We start from the raw sequence: 19,035 nt of genomic DNA on the forward strand, positions 1-19,035 counted from the left end.
CGTACGCCGTGAACGTCGCCCCGCCCGATTCCGCAAGAACCTTCGTGATCGCCGCCGTCAGCGACGTCTTGCCATGGTCAACATGGCCGATCGTCCCAATGTTGCAGTGAGGCTTCGAACGGTTGAATTTCTCTTTGGCCACGGGGCTCTCCGTCGGTCAGTATTCAAAAAGTGGATACGTAATCGCTTCAGAATTCAGGCCGCACGCATCACGCGTACTTGGCCTGAACCTCCTGAGCGACGTTCGACGGCACCTGCTCGTAGTGGTCGAACTGCATGGTGAAAGTCGCGCGGCCCTGCGAGAAGGACCGGAGCGTATTGACGTAGCCGAACATGTTGGCGAGCGGCACCATCGCGTTAACGACGTTGGCATTGCCACGCATGTCCTGGCCCTGGATCTGGCCACGGCGGGAGTTGAGATCGCCGATGACCGAGCCGGTGTAATCCTCCGGCGTCACCACCTCGACCTTCATGATCGGCTCGAGGAGCACCGCGCCGCCCTTCTGCAGGGCCTCACGGAACGCCGCGCGAGACGCGATTTCGAAGGCCAGAGCCGACGAGTCGACTTCGTGGTAGGCACCGTCGATCAGCTCGACCTTGACGTCGACCACCGGGAAGCCGGCCAGCACGCCCGAACCGAGCACGCTTTCCAGACCCTTGTTGACGCCCGGAATGTATTCCTTCGGCACCGCGCCGCCGATGATCTTGCTCTCGAAGGCGAAGCCCTTGCCGACTTCATTCGGCTCGACCACGAACTTCACGCGAGCGAACTGGCCGGTACCGCCGGTCTGCTTCTTGTGGGTGTAGTCGACCTCGGTCCGCTTGGTGATCGTCTCGCGATAGGCCACCTGCGGGGCGCCGATGTTGGCATCGACCTTGTAGGTGCGGCGCAGGATGTCGACCTTGATGTCGAGGTGCAGTTCGCCCATGCCCTTGAGGATGGTCTGGCCGCTCTCGAAATCGGTCGACACGCGGAAGGACGGATCCTCCGCCGCGAGCTTCGCCAGAGCGAGGCCCAGCTTCTCCTGGTCGGCCTTGGACTTCGGCTCGATCGCGATCTCGATGACCGGCTCGGGGAACTCCATCTTCTCGAGGATCACCGGCTTCGCGGGGTCGCACAGCGTATCGCCGGTGCGCACTTCCTTGAGGCCAGCCAGAGCGACGATGTCGCCGGCATAGGCTTCCTTGATGTCTTCGCGGTTGTTCGCATGCATCAGCAGCATGCGACCGACGCGCTCCTTCTTGTCGCGGGTCGAGTTCAGGAGGCCCATGCCGGTCTCGAGCTTGCCCGAATAGATGCGGCAGAAGGTGATCGTGCCGACGAAGGGGTCGTCCATGATCTTGAACGCGAGGACCGACAGCGGGTCGGCGTCGCTCGGGTTGCGGACGGTCTCCTCCTCGGTGTCGAAGTCGATGCCCTTGATGGCACCGCGATCGATCGGCGAGGGCAGGAAATCGCACACCGCGTCGAGCAGGGGCTGCACGCCCTTGTTCTTGAACGCCGAGCCGCAGAACACCGGGTTGAACACGCGGCCGATGACGGCCTTGCGGATCAGGCCCTTGAGAGTCGCCTCGTCCGGCTCGACGCCGTCGAGATAGGCCGACAGCACCTCGTCGTCGAGCTCGACGGCGGCTTCCAGCAGCTTGCCGCGATACTCGACCGCCTGGTCGAGCAGCTCAGCCGGGATTTCCTCGTCGTGATACTTCGCGCCGAGCTCCTCATTGTCCCAAACGACCGCCTTCATGCGGACGAGGTCGATGATGCCCTTGAAGTTGTTCTCGGAACCGATCGGCAGCTGGCAGCAGACCGGCTTGCCGTCGACGCGGTCGATGATCATCTCGACGCAGCGGAAGAAGTCGGCGCCCGTCTTGTCCATCTTGTTGACGAACACGATGCGCGGCACGTTGTACTTGTCCGCCTGGCGCCACACGGTCTCGGTCTGCGGCTCGACGCCCTGGTTGCCGTCGAGCACGCACACCGCGCCGTCGAGCACACGCAGCGAACGCTCGACTTCGATGGTGAAGTCGACGTGACCGGGGGTGTCGATGATATTCAGACGCTTGCCGTGCCAGAAAGCGGTCGTCGCGGCCGACGTGATCGTGATGCCGCGCTCCTGCTCCTGGGTCATCCAGTCCATGGTGGCAGCGCCATCATGGACTTCGCCGATCTTGTGGCTCTTGCCGGTGTAATAGAGGATCCGTTCCGTGGTCGTGGTCTTGCCGGCATCAATGTGGGCCATGATGCCGAAGTTACGGTAGTCTTCGATAGCGTTAATGCGCGACATTTCAGATCCTCGTCCCGGCTCTCGTCATCACCAGCGGTAGTGAGAGAAGGCGCGGTTAGCTTCCGCCATGCGGTGCGTGTCTTCGCGTTTCTTCACGGCGGTGCCGCGATTGTTCGAGGCGTCGAGCAGCTCACCCGACAGACGCTCGACCATGGTCTTCTCGTTACGAGCCCGCGCGGCGGTGATCAGCCAGCGGATCGCGAGAGCCTGACGACGCTCGGGACGAACCTCGACCGGCACCTGGTAGGTAGCGCCGCCGACGCGGCGGGAGCGCACCTCGATGGCCGGGGAGACGTTGTCCAGCGCCTGGGTGAACACACCCAGCGGCTCCGACTTGGCGCGGCTCTCGACCATGTCGAGGGCGCCATAGACGATGGTTTCGGCGACCGACTTCTTGCCGTCATACATGACGGCGTTCATGAAGCGGCTGAGCACCTCGGACCCGAACTTCGGATCTGGAGTGACTTCACGACGCTCTGCACGATGACGACGGGACATCGTTCAAATCCTCACTTCGGCCGCTTGGCGCCGTACTTGGAACGGCGCTGCTTACGATTCTTGACGCCCTGCGTATCGAGCACGCCGCGCAGGATGTGATAGCGCACGCCGGGAAGATCCTTGACGCGGCCGCCGCGGATCATCACCACGGAGTGTTCCTGCAGGTTGTGCCCCTCGCCGGGGATGTAACCGATGACTTCGTAGCCATTGGTCAGACGTACCTTGGCAACCTTACGAAGCGCCGAGTTCGGCTTCTTCGGGGTCGTCGTGTAGACGCGGGTGCAAACGCCGCGCTTCTGCGGGCTCGCCTGAAGGGCGGGAACCTTGTTCCGGGCCTTCTGGGCTTCCCGCGGCTTGCGGATTAGCTGGTTGATCGTCGGCACTTCTCTCGCCTTCGTCTCGCTGCGCCGGGACAGGAGTGTCCCGCGCTACCCAATTCCGCGGCTACAACCGCATTTGCTTCTCTCGACGGTTCGGAACCGACATCACGACTACTCGCCATTCGGCGATTCGGGCCTATCTGCGAACGAAAGAAGCGCCGCCGGCCATCTTCCTGGCCGAGGGCGCTGAACGTTCAGAGGATCACGCGAACAGTGGAACACCGCTCGTATGCGCGATCATGCGCCTGATTTGGTCGTGTATGCGTCCCGGCAGCGTCTTGAAGTTCTGTGTCCAGACGGGGTGCCCGAACGCGGTAACTTCAACCGCCTGCCGTGAAAGTAGGCGCCTTCTACGCGCCGACTCGCCTTTCGTCAACCCCAAAGCGTTAAGATGGACGCTCACAGACCCGTGCGGGGCGTTGACGACGTTAGATTTCGCGCAAGACGGCCCCGTACGCAAGGAAGTGACGCGAAAGCGCCTCGGTCAGGTACCACCGGAGGGGTCCGGCGTCGACCCTTCCGGTCTCGGCCGCGGCGCTGATTGCCGGGACGCCGCGAAGGATTCGCGAATCCCCGCCATCTCGTCCCGCAGCCGGAGCAGATCAGCCATGTCGCGGCCGGAAGCGCGGAGAATCGCCTCGGGAATCGGCCGGGCCTTCTCCTGCAACGCCCTGCCCGCCTCGGTCAGCGAGACGACGAGCTGGCGCTCATTGGCGGGGTTGCGCCGGCGATTGATCAGGCCGAGCGCCTCGAGCCGCTTGAGCAGCGGCGTGAGCGTGCTGGAATCGAGCATCAGGTGATCGGCCAGTCCGCCGACGCTCGCCTCGCCCTCCGCCCAGAGCACCAGCATCGCCAGATATTGCGGATAGGTCAGACCGAGCGGCTCAAGCAGCGGACGGTAGGCGCGCATCACTGCATGTGCGGCCGAGTAGATCGCAAAGCAGAAGAGATTCTCCGGCGCCAGCACCCCTGCCCCGCCGCTGACCATCCGCCCTGTCGCTGCCTCCGGTTCTACGTCGTCACTCATCCCCGGTGCGCCTTCATCCGCCTTCACATCATCAATGGCATGGCCTCACGCAAATGTCGCGACAACAATTCGTGCGATAAGTTTCCGCTGGACAGGGTGCGGCAACGGGGCTACATCGCTTCGCATCGCGCACGATCTTTTCGTGCACGTGTTATTCTCGGCGCCGTGGGCGCCTTCAATCGGAGTGCTGGCTATGAAGGTTCTCTACAAGACGCAGGCTACCGCCACGGGCGGGCGTACCGGTTCTGCCGCCACCTATGACGGCGCCCTCAAGGTCGATCTCGTCACGCCGAAGGAACTCGGTGGGCCCGGCGGCGCCGGCAACAACCCGGAGCAGCTGTTCGCCGCCGGCTATTCCGCCTGCTTCCTCGGCGCGATCAAATTTGTCGCCAGCCAGCTGAAGGTGAAGGTCGCGGAGGACAGCACCGTGACCGCCGATGTCGGCATCGGCCCGCGCGATGATGGCCAGGGCTTCGGACTCGACGTCGCCCTCACCATCACGCTGCCCGGCGTCGAACGTTCGGTCGCCGAGGACCTCGTCGCCCGCGCCCATGTCGTGTGCCCCTATTCGCACGCCACCAAGGGCAGCCTCGATGTGCGCCTGACGGTTGCCTGAGGCGCCTACCTACCGCCGAAACGAAAAGGGCCGCTCCTCATGGAGCGGCCCTTCTCTTTTGTTAGCCTACCTCGCCCGCAGGCGCCGCGCCGGATGGATCACTCCGCCGCGGCCGGACCTTCTATCTGCGGCACGCTGCTGGCCATGTTGTCCTGCTCGTTCTGCGCGGCGATCAGGTCGTCGCGGGTCGTCGCAGTCACACGCAGCTTCGCCATCTGGGCGCCGGTGCCGGCCGGGATCAGGCGACCGACGATGACGTTCTCCTTCAGGCCGGCGAGGTCGTCCGACTTGCCGTTCACCGCAGCCTCGGTCAGCACCCGCGTCGTCTCCTGGAAGGAGGCGGCAGAGATGAAGGACCGGGTCTGCAGGCTCGCCTTGGTGATGCCGAGCAGGACCGGATGACCGGCCGCCGGCTTCTTGCCCTCGGCGAGAAGCACTTCGTTGATCTCGTTCAGCTCGGAGGCGTCGATCTGCTCGTTGGTGAGCAGCTCGCTGTCGCCCGCGTCGTCGATCTCGACCTTCTGCAGCATCTGGCGGACGATCACCTCGATGTGCTTGTCGTTGATAAGCACGCCCTGCAGCCGGTAGACCTCCTGGATCTCGTTGACGAGATAGGCGGCGAGTTCCTCGACGCCCTTGATCGCCAGGATGTCGTGCGGCGCCGGGTTGCCGTCGACGATGAAGTCGCCCTTCTCGACGAGGTCGCCATCCTGCAGATGGATGTGCTTGCCCTTCGGGATCAGGTACTCGGCCGTATCGTCGTTCGAGTCCTGCGGCTCGATCGAGAGACGACGCTTGTTCTTGTAGTCCTTGCCGAAACGGATCGTGCCGGAGATCTCGGCGATGATCGCCGCATCCTTCGGACGACGCGCCTCGAACAGCTCCGCCACGCGCGGCAGACCGCCCGTGATGTCGCGGGTCTTGGCGCTTTCCATCGGCACGCGGGCGAGCACGTCACCCGCCTTGATGTGCGAACCCGGATCGGCCGACAGGATCGCGTCGACCGGCAGGGTGTAGCGGGCGTCGCCGCCGCGCGGCAGCTTCAGCACCTTGCCGTCGGAACCCTTGACCACCAGCGAGGGACGCAGCTCCGAGCCGCGGCCGGTGCGCCAGTCGGTGACGACGCGCTTGGCGATGCCGGTCGACTCGTCGACCGTCTCGCTCAGCGAGGCGCCTTCCACCAGGTCCTCGTAACCCACCGTACCCTCGACTTCCGTGAGGATCGGGCGGGTATAGGGGTCCCACTCGGCGATACGCTGGCCACGCTTGATCGCGTCGCCCTCGTCCACCTTCAGCTTGGCGCCGAACTGGATGCGGTGCGCCGCCTTCTCCGAGCCGTCGTGATCGATGATCAGGACGGAGAGGTTGCGGCTCATCGCGATCAGCTCGCCTTCCGAGTTCCGCACCACGTTGCGGTTGCGGATCTTCACCGTGCCTTCGAACGAGGCCTCGATGAAGGACTGCTCGGACAGCTGCGCCGCACCACCGATGTGGAAGGTACGCATGGTCAGCTGGGTGCCGGGCTCGCCGATCGACTGCGCCGCGATGACGCCGACCGCTTCGCCCATGTTCACCGGCGTGCCGCGTGCCAGGTCGCGGCCATAGCAGGTGCCGCAGACGCCGTTCTTGGCCTCGCAGGTGAGCACGGAGCGGATCTTGATCTCCTGCACGCCCGCCTTGGTGATGCGCTCGACGTCGGCCTCGTCCATCATGTGGCCGGCCGGCACGATCACATTGCCGGTCGCGCCCTCGATCACGTCCTCGGCGGCAGTACGGCCGAGGACGCGGGAGCCGAGCGTCGCGACGATCTGGCCGGCGTCGACGATCGCACGCATGGCGATGCCGTTCTCCGTGCCGCAGTCGCGCACCGTGATGATGCTGTCCTGCGCCACGTCGACGAGACGACGGGTCAGATAGCCCGAGTTCGCGGTCTTCAGCGCGGTGTCCGCGAGGCCCTTACGGGCGCCGTGGGTCGAGTTGAAGTATTCGAGAACCGACAGACCTTCCTTGAAGTTCGAGATGATCGGCGTCTCGATGATCTCGCCCGACGGCTTGGCCATCAGGCCGCGCATGGCGGCGAGCTGACGCATCTGCTCGCGCGAACCACGGGCGCCCGAATGGGCCATCATGTAGATCGAGTTGATCTGCTTCTCACGACCCGTCGCCGGGTCCTTCTTCACGGCCGAGATCTCGGCCATCATCTCGTCGGCGAGGCGGGCGGAGCACTTGCCCCACGCGTCCACGACCTTGTTGTACTTCTCGCCCTGGGTGATCAGGCCATCATTGTACTGCTGCTCGTACTCCTTGGTGAGCGAGCGGGTCTCTTCGACCATGTCCCACTTCTTGGAGGGCACCACCATGTCGTCCTTGCCGAAGGAGATACCGGCGCGGAAGGCGTTGGTGAAGCCGAGCGTCATGATGCGATCGCAGAAGATGACCGTCTCCTTCTGACCGCAGTGGCGGTAGACGGTGTCGATCATGTTCGAGATCTCCTTCTTGGTCATCAGCTTGTTGACGACGTCGAAGGGGGTCTTGGCGTTCTTCGGCAGCAGTTCGCCGAGCTTCATGCGGCCGGGCGTGGTCTCGTAGATCTTCGAGGCCGGCTTGCCGTCCTCGCCGACGCCGATATAGCGCCCGCGTACCTTGGTGTGCAGGGTGATGGCCTTGGCAGCCAGCGCGTGGTCGATCTCGCCCATATTGGCGAACGCCATGCCCTCGCCCGGCTCACCTTCCTTCATCATGGTGAGGTAGTAGAGGCCGAGCACGATGTCCTGCGACGGCACGATGATCGGCGCGCCGTTCGCCGGGTGCAGGATGTTGTTGGTCGACATCATCAGCACGCGCGCTTCGAGCTGCGCCTCGATGGACAGCGGCACGTGCACCGCCATCTGGTCGCCGTCGAAGTCCGCGTTGAAGGCCGAGCAGACCAGCGGGTGAAGCTGGATCGCCTTGCCTTCGATCAGCACCGGCTCGAACGCCTGGATGCCCAGGCGATGCAGCGTCGGGGCACGGTTCAGCATCACCGGATGCTCGCGGATCACCTCGTCGAGGATGTCCCACACCTCGGGACGCTCCTTCTCGACGAGCTTCTTCGCCTGCTTCACGGTGGCGGACAGGCCCTTGGCGTCGAGGCGCGAATAGATGAAGGGCTTGAACAGCTCCAGCGCCATCTTCTTCGGCAGGCCGCACTGGTGCAGCTTCAGCTCGGGGCCGACGACGATCACCGAACGGCCGGAATAGTCGACGCGCTTGCCGAGCAGGTTCTGGCGGAACCGGCCCTGCTTACCCTTCAGCATGTCGGCGAGCGACTTTAGCGGGCGCTTGTTGGCGCCGGTGATGACGCGGCCGCGACGGCCGTTGTCGAACAGCGCATCGACCGCTTCCTGAAGCATGCGCTTCTCGTTGCGGATGATGATGTCCGGCGCCTTCAGCTCGATCAGCCGCTTCAAGCGGTTGTTGCGGTTGATGACGCGGCGGTACAGGTCGTTCAGATCGGAAGTCGCGAAGCGGCCGCCGTCCAGCGGGACGAGCGGGCGCAGATCCGGCGGGATGACCGGGACATGCGTCAGGATCATCCATTCCGGCTTGTTGCCGGACAGCTGGAAGGCCTCGACGATCTTCAGGCGCTTGGCGAGCTTCTTCGGCTTGAGCTCGGTGGTCGCCTCGGCGATCTCCTTGCGGAGGTTGCCAGCGATCTTCTCGAGGTCCATGCCGCGCAGCAGTTCGCGGATCGCTTCCGCGCCGATCAGCGCGGTGAACGAGTCATCGCCATATTCTTCCTGCGCCCGCAGATAGTCCTCTTCCGAGAGGAGCTGACGCTCCTTCAGCGGCGTGAGGCCCGGCTCGATGACGCAGTAATATTCGAAGTACAGGATGCGCTCGAGATCCTTGAGCGTCATGTCGAGCAGCAGGCCGATGCGGCTCGGGAGCGACTTCAGGAACCAGATGTGCGCGACCGGAGCGGCCAGCTCGATATGGCCCATGCGCTCGCGGCGCACGCGCGAGAGGGTGACCTCGACGCCGCACTTCTCGCAGATGATGCCCTTGTACTTCATGCGCTTGTACTTGCCGCACAAGCACTCGTAATCCTTGATCGGCCCGAAGATACGCGCGCAGAACAGGCCGTCGCGCTCGGGCTTGAAGGTACGGTAGTTGATCGTCTCCGGCTTCTTGATCTCGCCGAAGGACCAGGACAGGATCTTCTCCGGGCTCGCGATCGAGATCTTGATCTGATCGAAAGTCGGCGCCGGCGCCGCCGGATTGAAGAGATTCATGACCTCTTGATTCATGGCCGTCTCCTTCGGATGGACCCCATCCCCGCCGTCGCGGGTGACTGGAGCCACTGAAAAGTCTGATCTGTGACGCGGTCGAAATGCGCGGGCGCCTTTGGCGCGCCCGCGCATCGGGTCATTTCGTCACTTGCCCGCAGGCAGGGTCTCACCCACGCCGGGCACCGCCAGATGGGTCTTGGAGTTCATCAGCTCGACGTTCAGGCCGAGCGAACGCATCTCCTTCACGAGAACGTTGAAGCTCTCGGGAATGCCCGCCTCGAAGGTGTCGTCGCCGCGCACGATCGCCTCATAGACCTTGGTACGGCCCGCGACGTCGTCCGACTTCACCGTGAGCATTTCCTGCAGCGTATAGGCAGCGCCATACGCTTCCAGGGCCCACACCTCCATTTCGCCGAAGCGCTGGCCGCCGAACTGCGCCTTGCCACCCAGCGGCTGCTGGGTCACGAGCGAGTACGGGCCGATCGAGCGCGCATGGATCTTGTCGTCGACAAGATGATGCAGCTTCAGCATGTAGATGTAGCCGACCGTCACCTTACGGTCGAACTGCTCGCCGGTGCGGCCGTCGAACAGGGTCGACTGCGCCGACTTGTCGAGGCCCGCCAGTTCCAGCATGTGCTCGATGTCGGCCTCATGGGCGCCGTCGAACACAGGCGTGGCAATCGGGACGCCGCGGCGCAGGTTCGAGCCGAGCTCGACCAGCCCCTCTTCGTCCAGCGAGGCGATGGTCTCGTCCTTGCCGTAGATGTCGCCGAACGCCTTCTTCAGCGGAGCGACGTCGTTGGCGAGGCGATACTGCTCGATCGCCTTGTCGATCACCTTGCCGAGGCCCGCGCAGGCCCAGCCCAGATGCGTCTCCAGGATCTGCCCGACATTCATGCGCGAGGGCACGCCGAGCGGGTTGAGCACCATGTCGACCGGGGTGCCGTCCTCTAGGAACGGCATGTCCTCGACCGGAACAATGCGCGAGACCACGCCCTTGTTGCCGTGCCGGCCGGCCATCTTGTCGCCCGGCTGAATCTTGCGCTTCACGGCGATGAAGACCTTGACCATCTTCATCACGCCGGGCGGCATCTCGTCGCCGCGCTGCAGCTTCTCGACCTTGTCGAGGAACCGCTGCTCCAGACGCTTCTTGGACTCGTCGTACTGGTTGCGGATCGCTTCCAGCTCGCCCATCAGATGATCGTCGGCGACGGCAAACTGCCACCACTGGCTGCGCGGATAGTCGGTCAGCACCGAGCGGGTGATGGCCGTATCCTTCTTGAAGCCCTTGGGGCCGGCGATGCCGGTCTTGCCGTCGAGCATCTCGGCGAGGCGGCCGAAGACGTTGCGGTCGAGGATCGCCTGCTCGTCGTCGCGGTCCTTGGCGAGACGCTCGATCTCCTCACGCTCGATCGCCTGGGCGCGCTCGTCCTTGTCCACACCGTGACGGTTGAACACGCGCACTTCGACGATCGTGCCGGTGACACCCGGGGGAACGCGCAGCGAGGTGTCGCGCACGTCAGCCGCCTTCTCGCCGAAGATGGCGCGCAGCAGCTTCTCTTCCGGGGTCATCGGGCTCTCGCCCTTCGGCGTGATCTTGCCGACGAGGATGTCACCCGCCTGCACTTCCGCACCGATATAGACGATGCCGGCCTCGTCGAGGTTCTTCAGCGCCTCTTCCGACACGTTCGGAATGTCGCGCGTGATTTCCTCCGGCCCGAGCTTGGTGTCGCGGGCCATGACCTCGAACTCTTCGATATGGATCGACGAGAAGATGTCGCCCTTCGAGATGTTCTCGGACAGAAGGATCGAGTCCTCGAAGTTGTAGCCGTTCCACGGCATGAACGCGACGAGGATGTTCCGGCCGAGCGCCAGATCGCCGAGATCGGTCGAGGGACCGTCGGCGATGATGTCGCCCTTCGCCACCCGGTCGCCCACGCGCACCAGCGGACGCTGGTTGATGCAGGTCGACTGGTTGGAGCGCTGGAACTTCTGCAGGCGGTAGATGTCGACGCCGGACTTGGAGGCGTCGGTCTCTTCCGTCGCGCGAATGACGATACGGGTCGCATCCACCTGGTCGATCACGCCGGTGCGGCGGGCGGCAATGGCCGCACCCGAGTCACGGGCGACCACGCTTTCCATGCCGGTGCCGACGAAGGGCGCGTCAGCGCGAACCAGCGGCACCGCCTGGCGCTGCATGTTCGAGCCCATGAGCGCGCGGTTCGCGTCGTCATTCTCGAGGAACGGGATGAGCGCGGCCGCGACCGAGACGAGCTGCTTCGGCGACACGTCCATGAAGTCGACGCGGTCCGGCGTGACGAGGAGAACGTCGCCGGCATGACGGCAGACGATCAGGTCCTCGGTGAAGCGGCCTTCGGCGTCGAGCGGGATGTTCGCCTGGGCGACGTAGTACTTCCCCTCCTCCATGGCGGAGAGATAGACCACTTCGTCCTGGACCTGGCTGTCCTTCACGCGGCGATAGGGCGCCTCGATGAAGCCGTACTTGTTCACGCGGGCGAAGGTGGCCAGCGAGTTGATCAGGCCGATGTTCGGGCCTTCCGGCGTCTCGATCGGGCAGATGCGGCCGTAATGCGTCGGGTGCACGTCGCGCACCTCGAAGCCGGCACGCTCGCGCGTCAGGCCGCCCGGTCCAAGCGCCGAGAGACGGCGCTTGTGGGTGATCTCGGACAGCGGGTTGGTCTGGTCCATGAACTGCGAAAGCTGCGACGAGCCGAAGAACTCGCGCACGGCCGCCGCCACGGGCTTCGCATTGATCAGGTCCTGCGGCATCACGGTATCGATGTCGACGGAGGACATGCGCTCCTTGATGGCGCGCTCCATGCGCAGCAGGCCAACGCGGTACTGGTTCTCCATCAGCTCGCCAACGGAGCGGACGCGGCGGTTGCCGAGATGATCGATGTCGTCGATCTCGCCCTTGCCGTCGCGCAGCTCGACCAGCGTCTTGATGACCGCGAGAATGTCCTCGCGGCGCAGCACGCGCACCGTGTCCTCGGCGTCGAGGTCGAGGCGCATGTTCATCTTCACGCGGCCGACGGCGGACAGGTCGTAGCGCTCGCTGTCGAAGAACAGCGAGTGGAACATGGCCTGTGCGCTATCGAGCGTCGGCGGCTCGCCGGGACGCATCACGCGGTAGATGTCGAACAGCGCATCCTCGCGGGTGACGTTCTTGTCCACGCTGAGCGTGTTGCGGATATAGGCGCCGACATTGACGTGGTCGATGTCGAGGATCGGGATCTCTTCGTAGCCGAGGTCCGCGAGCTGCTTCAGCATCTTCTCGCTGACTTCCTCGCCGGCCTCGACATAGATCTCGCCGGTCTGCGGATTGACCAGATCCTCGGCCACGTACTGGCCGATCATCTCGTCATCCGACATTTTGAGGGCCTTGAGGCCCTTCTCGGCGAGCAGGCGCGCCTGGCGGACGGTGACCTTCTTGCCGGCCTCGACCACGACTTCGCCGGTGTCTGCGTCGACGAGGTCGGAAACCGCCTTGTAGCCCTTCATCCGCTTGGGATCGAACGGCATGCGCCAGCCGTCCTTCGTGCGAGTGAAGGAGATGGTCTCGTAGAAGGTGTTGAGGATCTCTTCGCCGTCGAGGCCGAGCGCGAAGAGAAGGCTCGTCACCGGGATCTTGCGGCGGCGGTCGATGCGCGCGAACACGATGTCCTTGGCGTCGAACTCGATGTCGAGCCAGGAACCGCGATACGGGATGATGCGGGCGGCGAACAGGAGTTTGCCCGAGGAGTGGGTCTTACCCTTGTCGTGATCGAAGAACACGCCCGGCGAACGGTGCATCTGGGACACGATGACACGCTCGGTGCCGTTCACGATGAACGTACCGTTCGAGGTCATCAGCGGGATGTCGCCCATGTAGACATCCTGCTCCTTGATGTCCTTGACGGACTTGGAGCCGGAATCCGGATCGACATCGAACACGATCAGGCGGAGGGTCACCTTGAGCGGCGCCGCGAAGGTCATGCCGCGCTGGCGGCACTCATCCACGTCGTACTTCGGCGGTTCGAACTCGTAGCGGACGAATTCGAGCATGGCCGCGCCCGAAAAGTCCGAAATCGGGAAAACCGACTTGAAAACCGCCTGAATGCCGTCGTCCGCACGTCCGCCCTTCGGCTCGACGATCTGCAGGAACTGGTCATAGGATGCCTTCTGAACCTCAATGAGGTTCGGCATCTCAGCCACTTCCTGGATCTTGCCGAAGAATTTGCGGACCCGCTTACGACCGGTGAACGTCTGCGCCATGTCGCTCCTCGCTCCGTCCGAGTATCCGTCCGCGCCGCCCGAACCCACGACGACGCTTGTTCGCGCAACAATCGGTCCTTGATGCGGCGCCGCGGCACCGCCCTGACCTTCGCTGCACATCCGACGGCTCGCCGGACGACCCCCCCGGAACATTTTCGCGAACGAAAAGGCTCCAGCTGCGGAACTGAGCCCCTTCTTGTCGATCAGGCGTTTCACCTGATCGGAAAGGGCTCGGGGATCGTCGGGGAAGCCGTCGGGCTTCCCATTCCTCGCCTTCGGCACAACCGAAGGCAGAGGCCGCCGGATGAACCGGCGGCCTCGAAATGATCGTCAGATCACTTGAGCTCGACCTTGGCGCCGGCCTTCTCGACCTGGGCCTTGATCTTCTCGGCTTCGTCCTTGGTCACGCCTTCCTTGATCGGCTTGGGCGCGGCTTCGACGAGATCCTTGGCTTCCTTGAGGCCCAGGCCGGTGATGGCGCGGACTTCCTTGATGACCTCGATCTTCTTGTCGCCGGCCGAAGCCAGGACAACGGTGAACTCGGTCTGCTCTTCGGCGGCCGGGGCAGCGGCAGCGCCCGGAGCGGCGGCAACGGCCACGGCGGCCGCGGCGGAGACGCCCCACTTCTCTTCGAGGAGCTTCGCGAGCTCGGCAGCCTCGAGAACGGTCAGGTTGGAAAGCTCGTCGACGAGCTTCGACAGATCAGCCATTTGCTTAAGTCCTTGGATTTCGGTTCGAACCAGTATTACCGGGAAGCCTCACGCGGCTTCGTTCTCGCGGGCATAGGCCCCAAACACGCGGGCGAGCTTCGCCGCCGGCGCGGTGCTGAGCTGGGCGATCTTGGTCGCCGGGGCCTGGATAAGGCCGACCAGCTTCGCACGCAGTTCATCAAGGGAGGGCATGGTGGCCAGAGCCTTCACACCGTCCACATTCAGGGCCGTCTTGCCGAACGCTCCGCCGAGGATGACGAACTTGTCGTTCGTCTTGGCGAAGTCGACGGCAGCCTTCGGCGCCGCAACAGGATCGCTCGAATAAGCGATAATGGTCGGACCCTTCAGCAGGGGCGCGACATGTGCGACGTCCGAACCTTCGAGAGCGATCTTTGCGAGGCGGTTCTTCGCCACCTTCACGGTCGCACCATTCGCCTTCATCTGGCGGCGCAGGGCCGACAGCTGGGCGACGGTGAGGCCGGAATAGTGGGCCACGACGACGACGGAAGTGCTCTTGAACACTTCGCCGAGCGACGTGACGAGCTCTTCTTTTTGCGCTCGATCCACTTCACTTGCTCTCCGGTGGCGAGGAAGAAAAACCTTCCCCGCCGGGTTTGCGCCTTGCCGCCCCTCGGAAAGAGAGACGACGGTTAACATCCTGTCCCCTTGGGACCGAAAGACCGGCCAAGGCGCTGGTTCGAGCCGAAATCCAAGTTCCGGCCAGGCCGGAACTCCTCATGCGGTCGTACCCCGTCTATGCTGGCCCCGGAGCGGGATTAAGCTGCCTCGAACGAGGAAGCGCCGGCAGTCTCGGACAGGACTAAAGCCGGCAGGGCGAGCCCCGCCGGCCTCTCCGCCCGGTTTTACGCGGGCGAAAGACTGAATCTCGTCAGCTTCGCACCCGACTCGTGGCCGGGGGCGAAACCGCCCATATAGAGGGTCAAATGGGATTTGTCACCCCTGATAGCACCAAGGGCTTGACAAATCCACCCCGCCACGATCACGGCGCCGCGACCGGGAACCTTCCGACACCCAACCTCAGCCGGCGACCAGCACCGAGCCGGGCTCGACCTTCAGGCCGGGGCCCATGGTCGAGGAAACCGCGACGCGCTGGACATAGGTGCCCTTGGCGCCGGTCGGCTTGGCCTTGACCACGGCGTCGGCGAAGGCGCGGATGTTCTCGGCCAGCTTGTCGACCGGGAACGAGGCCTTGCCGATGCCGGCGTGGATGATACCGGCCTTCTCGACGCGGAACTCGACGGCGCCGCCCTTGGCGGCTTCGACGGCACCCTTCACGTCCATGGTGACGGTACCGACCTTCGGGTTCGGCATCAGGCCGCGCGGGCCGAGCACCTTGCCGAGACGGCCGACGAGCGGCATCAGATCCGGGGTCGCGATGCAGCGATCGAACTCGATCGTGCCGCCCTGAATGGTCTCGAGCAGGTCTTCGGCGCCGACGATGTCGGCACCCGCCGCCTTGGCTTCATCCGCCTTGGCGCCGCGCGCGAACACCGCAACGCGCACCGTGCGGCCCGAACCGTTCGGCAGGTTGCAGACGCCGCGAACCATCTGGTCGGCATGACGCGGGTCGACGCCGAGGTTCAGCGCGACCTCGATGGTCTCGTCGAACTTGGCGTTCGCACGATCCTTGAGGAGCTTCAGCGCCTCGTCGAGACCGTACAGCTTGACGGGATCGATGCCCTCGCGGACAGCGCGGATACGCTTGGAAACTTTGGCCATCAGCTCAACCCACCACCTCAAGGCCCATGGAACGGGCGGAGCCTTCGATCATGCGAACCGCCGCTTCGACGGTGTCGCAGTTCAGATCCTTCATCTTCTTCTCGGCGATCTCAGCCATCTGGGCCTGCGAGATCTTGCCGATGAAGCCCTTGCCCGGGGTCTTGTGGCCCGAGCCGGGCTTCTTCTTGGTCTCAAGACCCGCTGCCTTCTTGAGGAAGTAGGAGACCGGGGGGGTCTTGAGCTCGAAGGTGAAGGAGCGATCCTGATACGCAGTGATCAGCACCGGGATCGGCATGCCCTTTTCCATCTGGGCGGTCTGCGCGTTGAACGCCTTGCAGAACTCCATGATGTTCAGGCCGCGCTGGCCGAGCGCGGGGCCGATCGGCGGGGCCGGATTGGCCGAGCCTGCCGGCACCTGCAGCTTTACATAGCCGGTAATCTTTTTCGCCATGTGGCAACTCCTCGGCACTCGCGACTGTCGGTCGCAAACGCCAAAGCACGCCGCCGCGACGGCTTCATCGCGGGGAGCGTAATTGAGGATCGCGGTCGCGGCATTGTTGGTCCCGGCTGACGAACCGGGCATGCCTCCCGCGTATGGATGCGACTCCGGGGAGACGCAGGCGCTGCGATACAGGAATTCCCTGGGGAATGGAAGTCCCCCGTCGCGACGGCGCCCGCGTGAGATAAGCGCTCACGCCGCCGACGACAAGCTCCGCCTCCGGCCCGCCTGCCCGCGCCGCGCCTCGCGGGCGAGGATGGCGTCGGCGTCGAGGCTGCGGATCGGCGTGCCGAGGTCACGCGGCACGTCGCCCTCCAGCTGCAGCGAGAGATAGCGCCCGCAGCACACCCGCAGGAATGAGGCGAAGTTCTCCACTTCGCCATGGGCGAAGGTGAGCTCCTCGTGCAGCTTCGCCAGCAGCTGCGGCAGGCTCATGCCGTCGCGCTGGGCGATTTCCTCCAGCACCTGCCAGTACAGGTTCTCCAACCGCACACTGGTGGAGAAGCCGTGCAGGCGCACCGACTTCAAGCGCGTCTGCCACAGATGCGGGTCGGCCTCGATGAAGAGCTTGCACATGAGCGCGCCTCCCTCCGACGGCGGGGCGCCCTGCCCCGCCGTGTCGATCATACGCCCGGCCGGACGCGCTGCGAAGCGGGCTCAGGCCGCCCGGCGCGCCGGCGCGTTCACGTCGCCATGGCTGATCGTGGTGCCGAGCACGGCGAGGAACTGGCCGATCCAGGCAGGGTGTGCCGGCCAGGCGGGCGCGCTCACCAGATTGCCGTCGGTCACCGCCGCATCGATGGCGATGTCGGCGTAAGTACCGCCGGCGAGCTCCACCTCCGGCTTGCACGCCGGATAGGCCGAGCAGGTGCGCCCCTCCAGCACCCCGGCCGCCGCGAGCAGCTGAGCGCCGTGGCAGACGGCGGCTACCGGTTTGTTGGCCGTGAAGAAGTGGCGGACCATCTCGAGCGCACGCGCGTTGAGCCGGACATATTCCGGCGCCCGTCCGCCGGGAATCACCAGCGCGTCGTAGCGGGCCGGGTCGACATCGGCGAAGGTCGCGTTGAGTGCGAAATTGTGGCCGCGCTTCTCCGAATAGGTCTGGGCACCCTCGAAGTCGTGGATCGCCGTCGCGATGCTGTCGCCCGCCTTCTTGTCCGGGCATACCGCGTGCACGGTGTGGCCGACCGCGAGCAGCGCCTGGAACGGCACCATGGTCTCATAGTCCTCGGCATAGTCGCCGACGATCATCAGAATGCGCTTGGCTGCCATTTCGATCCTCCCATGTTGCGCCGCTTCGCGGCTCGTTCATTGGGAGGATAGGACGGCGCCCGGCGGTTCGGGTGTTAACCGGCTAACGCGGTTGACCGCCGGGACATCCAAAAGAAAAAGGCGCGGACCAGCCGCGCCTCTGCAAACCACGATGAGGGTCGGGTCAGACCTTCTCGACCTGGCCGTATTCCAGCTCGACCGGCGTGGCGCGGCCGAAGATCGACACCGCCACCTTGAGCCGCGAGCGGGCCTCGTCGACTTCCTCGACAATACCGTTGAACGAGGCGAAGGGGCCGTCCGACACCTTGACCGTCTCGCCGACCTCGAAGCTGATCGAGGGCTTGGGACGCTCGATGCCCTCCTGCACCTGCTGCAGGATACGCATCGCTTCCTTCTCGGAAATCGGCATCGGCTTGTTGTCGGCGCCGAGGAAGCCGGTGACCTTCGGGGTGTTCTTGATGAGGTGGAAAGCCTCGTCGGTCAGGTCCATCTTCACCAGCACGTAGCCGGGGAAGAACTTGCGCTCGGCGTCGACCTTGCGGCCGCGGCGCACCTCGACGACCTTCTCGGTCGGGACCAGCACCTGCTCGAACAGATCGGCGAGGCCGCGCTGGCCCGCCTGTTCCTTGATCGAATCGGCGACCTTCTTCTCGAAGTTCGAATAGGCGTGGACGATGTACCAGCGCATCGGCATCGGGTGTCTCCTCAACGACCGATCTGCAGGATCTGTGCGATCGCGAAGCTCAGGATCTGGTCGGCGACCAGGAAGAAGAGCGACGCCAGTACGACCATCACAAACACCATCGCGGTAGTGATCAACGTCTCGCGACGGGTCGGCCAGGTGACCTTGCGGGCTTCCGCGCGGACCTGCTGAAAGAACTCGACCGGGTTCGTCTTCGCCATCTTCGTCTCGAAACGCCTCTGAGGCAGGTGTCGCGCGGTTCACCTGCAAGCTGTCGCGGTTCGCCTGAAAGAGCTCACCGCGCTCGGATCGTCCAAACACGCGAAGCGGGCGTATAGCCCGCAAAGCCGCTCCGCGTCAAAGGACGTTTGCTGCCTTGCCTGCCACCGGCGAAGAAGGGGTGGCAGGAGTGGAGGGACTCGAACCCCCAACCCCCGGTTTTGGAGACCGGTGCTCTAACCAGTTGAGCTACACTCCTAAAGAAGCAGATCGCGGGCAGTCGCCCGTCATTCGTCCGCTCCCGAGTCGGCAGGCACTATAACCGGCGGCGCGCTGACGTCGAGGCCCCTCGCCGCCGGTCTCAACAGAACAATGCCGCATTAATTACCGCGGCATTGGAAGGAAGGACGCGAAAACCGCATCCTTCCCGGTTCATCACTCGATGATAGCGGCGACGACGCCGGCGCCGACGGTACGGCCGCCTTCACGGATGGCGAAGCGCAGCTTCTCTTCCATCGCGATCGGCACGATCAGCGCCACGTCGACCGAGATGTTGTCGCC

The 19,035-nt window shown here is 64.5% G+C and carries 16 protein-coding genes, 1 tRNA gene and 1 pseudogene; 1 reads left to right on the forward strand and 17 read right to left on the reverse strand.

What is annotated here, in order from left to right:
• The 5 genes from ACO2RV_RS24080 to ACO2RV_RS24100 all read right to left on the reverse strand — a co-directional run.
• A partial coding sequence (locus ACO2RV_RS24080) for a GTP-binding protein (protein WP_423296756.1) occupies positions 1-142 on the reverse strand: 142 nt, incomplete at its 3' end.
• Positions 143-209: 67 nt separating this feature from the next.
• The gene (gene fusA / locus ACO2RV_RS24085; protein WP_423296744.1) at positions 210-2,285 is read right to left on the reverse strand and encodes an elongation factor G; all 2,076 of its coding nucleotides are present in this window, start codon (positions 2,283-2,285) and stop codon (positions 210-212) included.
• Positions 2,286-2,312: 27 nt separating this feature from the next.
• On the reverse strand, positions 2,313-2,783 hold the full coding sequence (rpsG, locus tag ACO2RV_RS24090; RefSeq protein ID WP_423296745.1) for a 30S ribosomal protein S7: 471 nt from the start codon (positions 2,781-2,783) through the stop codon (positions 2,313-2,315).
• A gap of 11 nt (positions 2,784-2,794) precedes the next feature.
• A complete protein-coding gene (gene rpsL / locus ACO2RV_RS24095; protein ID WP_018390597.1) occupies positions 2,795-3,166 on the reverse strand; it encodes a 30S ribosomal protein S12 in 372 nt (123 codons plus the stop codon).
• A gap of 481 nt (positions 3,167-3,647) precedes the next feature.
• Positions 3,648-4,151, reverse strand: coding sequence for a MarR family winged helix-turn-helix transcriptional regulator (locus tag ACO2RV_RS24100; protein WP_423296746.1), 504 nt, complete (start codon positions 4,149-4,151; stop codon positions 3,648-3,650).
• Between the two features lie 232 nt (positions 4,152-4,383).
• Between ACO2RV_RS24100 and ACO2RV_RS24105 the strand changes: the two genes are divergently transcribed.
• On the forward strand, positions 4,384-4,806 hold the full coding sequence (locus ACO2RV_RS24105) for an organic hydroperoxide resistance protein (RefSeq protein ID WP_423296747.1): 423 nt from the start codon (positions 4,384-4,386) through the stop codon (positions 4,804-4,806).
• Positions 4,807-4,904: 98 nt separating this feature from the next.
• Here ACO2RV_RS24105 and rpoC read toward each other — a convergent pair whose 3' ends face one another.
• From rpoC to tuf, 12 genes and pseudogenes are all read right to left on the reverse strand, one after another.
• Complete coding sequence (rpoC, locus tag ACO2RV_RS24110; RefSeq protein ID WP_423296748.1) at positions 4,905-9,095, reverse strand: DNA-directed RNA polymerase subunit beta'; 4,191 nt, start codon at positions 9,093-9,095, stop codon at positions 4,905-4,907.
• A gap of 126 nt (positions 9,096-9,221) precedes the next feature.
• Positions 9,222-13,352 carry a DNA-directed RNA polymerase subunit beta gene (gene rpoB / locus ACO2RV_RS24115; protein WP_423296749.1) on the reverse strand — a complete coding sequence of 1,377 codons (4,131 nt, stop codon included), beginning with the start codon at positions 13,350-13,352 and terminating at the stop codon, positions 9,222-9,224.
• Between the two features lie 335 nt (positions 13,353-13,687).
• A complete protein-coding gene (gene rplL / locus ACO2RV_RS24120) occupies positions 13,688-14,062 on the reverse strand; it encodes a 50S ribosomal protein L7/L12 (protein WP_423296750.1) in 375 nt (124 codons plus the stop codon).
• A 48-nt stretch (positions 14,063-14,110) separates the two neighbouring features.
• A complete protein-coding gene (rplJ, locus tag ACO2RV_RS24125) occupies positions 14,111-14,629 on the reverse strand; it encodes a 50S ribosomal protein L10 (protein ID WP_423296757.1) in 519 nt (172 codons plus the stop codon).
• Positions 14,630-15,100: 471 nt separating this feature from the next.
• Positions 15,101-15,802 (reverse strand): 50S ribosomal protein L1, encoded by a 702-nt coding sequence (gene rplA / locus ACO2RV_RS24130; protein WP_423296751.1) that lies wholly within the window; start codon positions 15,800-15,802, stop codon positions 15,101-15,103.
• Positions 15,803-15,806: 4 nt separating this feature from the next.
• The gene (rplK, locus tag ACO2RV_RS24135; protein ID WP_423296752.1) at positions 15,807-16,253 is read right to left on the reverse strand and encodes a 50S ribosomal protein L11; all 447 of its coding nucleotides are present in this window, start codon (positions 16,251-16,253) and stop codon (positions 15,807-15,809) included.
• Positions 16,254-16,493: 240 nt separating this feature from the next.
• Positions 16,494-16,877 (reverse strand): ribbon-helix-helix domain-containing protein, encoded by a 384-nt coding sequence (locus ACO2RV_RS24140; RefSeq protein ID WP_423296753.1) that lies wholly within the window; start codon positions 16,875-16,877, stop codon positions 16,494-16,496.
• Positions 16,878-16,958: 81 nt separating this feature from the next.
• Positions 16,959-17,573 (reverse strand): DJ-1/PfpI family protein, encoded by a 615-nt coding sequence (locus ACO2RV_RS24145; RefSeq protein ID WP_423296754.1) that lies wholly within the window; start codon positions 17,571-17,573, stop codon positions 16,959-16,961.
• Between the two features lie 163 nt (positions 17,574-17,736).
• Positions 17,737-18,267: a transcription termination/antitermination protein NusG gene (gene nusG / locus ACO2RV_RS24150; protein WP_423296755.1), complete on the reverse strand. Its 531-nt coding sequence runs from the start codon at positions 18,265-18,267 to the stop codon at positions 17,737-17,739.
• A gap of 11 nt (positions 18,268-18,278) precedes the next feature.
• Positions 18,279-18,476: a preprotein translocase subunit SecE gene (gene secE, locus ACO2RV_RS24155; RefSeq protein WP_144344629.1), complete on the reverse strand. Its 198-nt coding sequence runs from the start codon at positions 18,474-18,476 to the stop codon at positions 18,279-18,281.
• 180 nt (positions 18,477-18,656) lie between these two features.
• Positions 18,657-18,733: transfer RNA gene (locus tag ACO2RV_RS24160), tRNA-Trp, on the reverse strand.
• 176 nt (positions 18,734-18,909) lie between these two features.
• Positions 18,910-19,035: pseudogene (tuf, locus tag ACO2RV_RS24165) on the reverse strand (elongation factor Tu); the annotation flags it as partial.

Origin of the sequence: Ancylobacter sp. VNQ12 (assembly GCF_049445835.1) — a bacterium.
GTDB lineage: Bacteria > Pseudomonadota > Alphaproteobacteria > Rhizobiales > Xanthobacteraceae > Ancylobacter.

Excerpts from the sequence above, each read along its gene's own strand:
- fusA (WP_423296744.1), bottom strand. The coding sequence starts at position 2,285 with ATGTCGCGCATTAACGCTATCGAAGACTACCGTAACTTCGGCATCATG.
- rpsG (WP_423296745.1), bottom strand. The coding sequence starts at position 2,783 with ATGTCCCGTCGTCATCGTGCAGAGCGTCGTGAAGTCACTCCAGATCCG.
- ACO2RV_RS24100 (WP_423296746.1), bottom strand. The coding sequence starts at position 4,151 with ATGGTCAGCGGCGGGGCAGGGGTGCTGGCGCCGGAGAATCTCTTCTGC.
- ACO2RV_RS24105 (WP_423296747.1), top strand. The coding sequence starts at position 4,384 with ATGAAGGTTCTCTACAAGACGCAGGCTACCGCCACGGGCGGGCGTACC.
- rpoC (WP_423296748.1), bottom strand. The coding sequence starts at position 9,095 with ATGAATCAAGAGGTCATGAATCTCTTCAATCCGGCGGCGCCGGCGCCG.
- rpoB (WP_423296749.1), bottom strand. The coding sequence starts at position 13,352 with ATGGCGCAGACGTTCACCGGTCGTAAGCGGGTCCGCAAATTCTTCGGC.
- rplL (WP_423296750.1), bottom strand. The coding sequence starts at position 14,062 with ATGGCTGATCTGTCGAAGCTCGTCGACGAGCTTTCCAACCTGACCGTT.
- rplA (WP_423296751.1), bottom strand. The coding sequence starts at position 15,802 with ATGGCCAAAGTTTCCAAGCGTATCCGCGCTGTCCGCGAGGGCATCGAT.
- rplK (WP_423296752.1), bottom strand. The coding sequence starts at position 16,253 with ATGGCGAAAAAGATTACCGGCTATGTAAAGCTGCAGGTGCCGGCAGGC.
- ACO2RV_RS24140 (WP_423296753.1), bottom strand. The coding sequence starts at position 16,877 with ATGTGCAAGCTCTTCATCGAGGCCGACCCGCATCTGTGGCAGACGCGC.
- ACO2RV_RS24145 (WP_423296754.1), bottom strand. The coding sequence starts at position 17,573 with ATGGCAGCCAAGCGCATTCTGATGATCGTCGGCGACTATGCCGAGGAC.
- nusG (WP_423296755.1), bottom strand. The coding sequence starts at position 18,267 with ATGCCGATGCGCTGGTACATCGTCCACGCCTATTCGAACTTCGAGAAG.
- secE (WP_144344629.1), bottom strand. The coding sequence starts at position 18,476 with ATGGCGAAGACGAACCCGGTCGAGTTCTTTCAGCAGGTCCGCGCGGAA.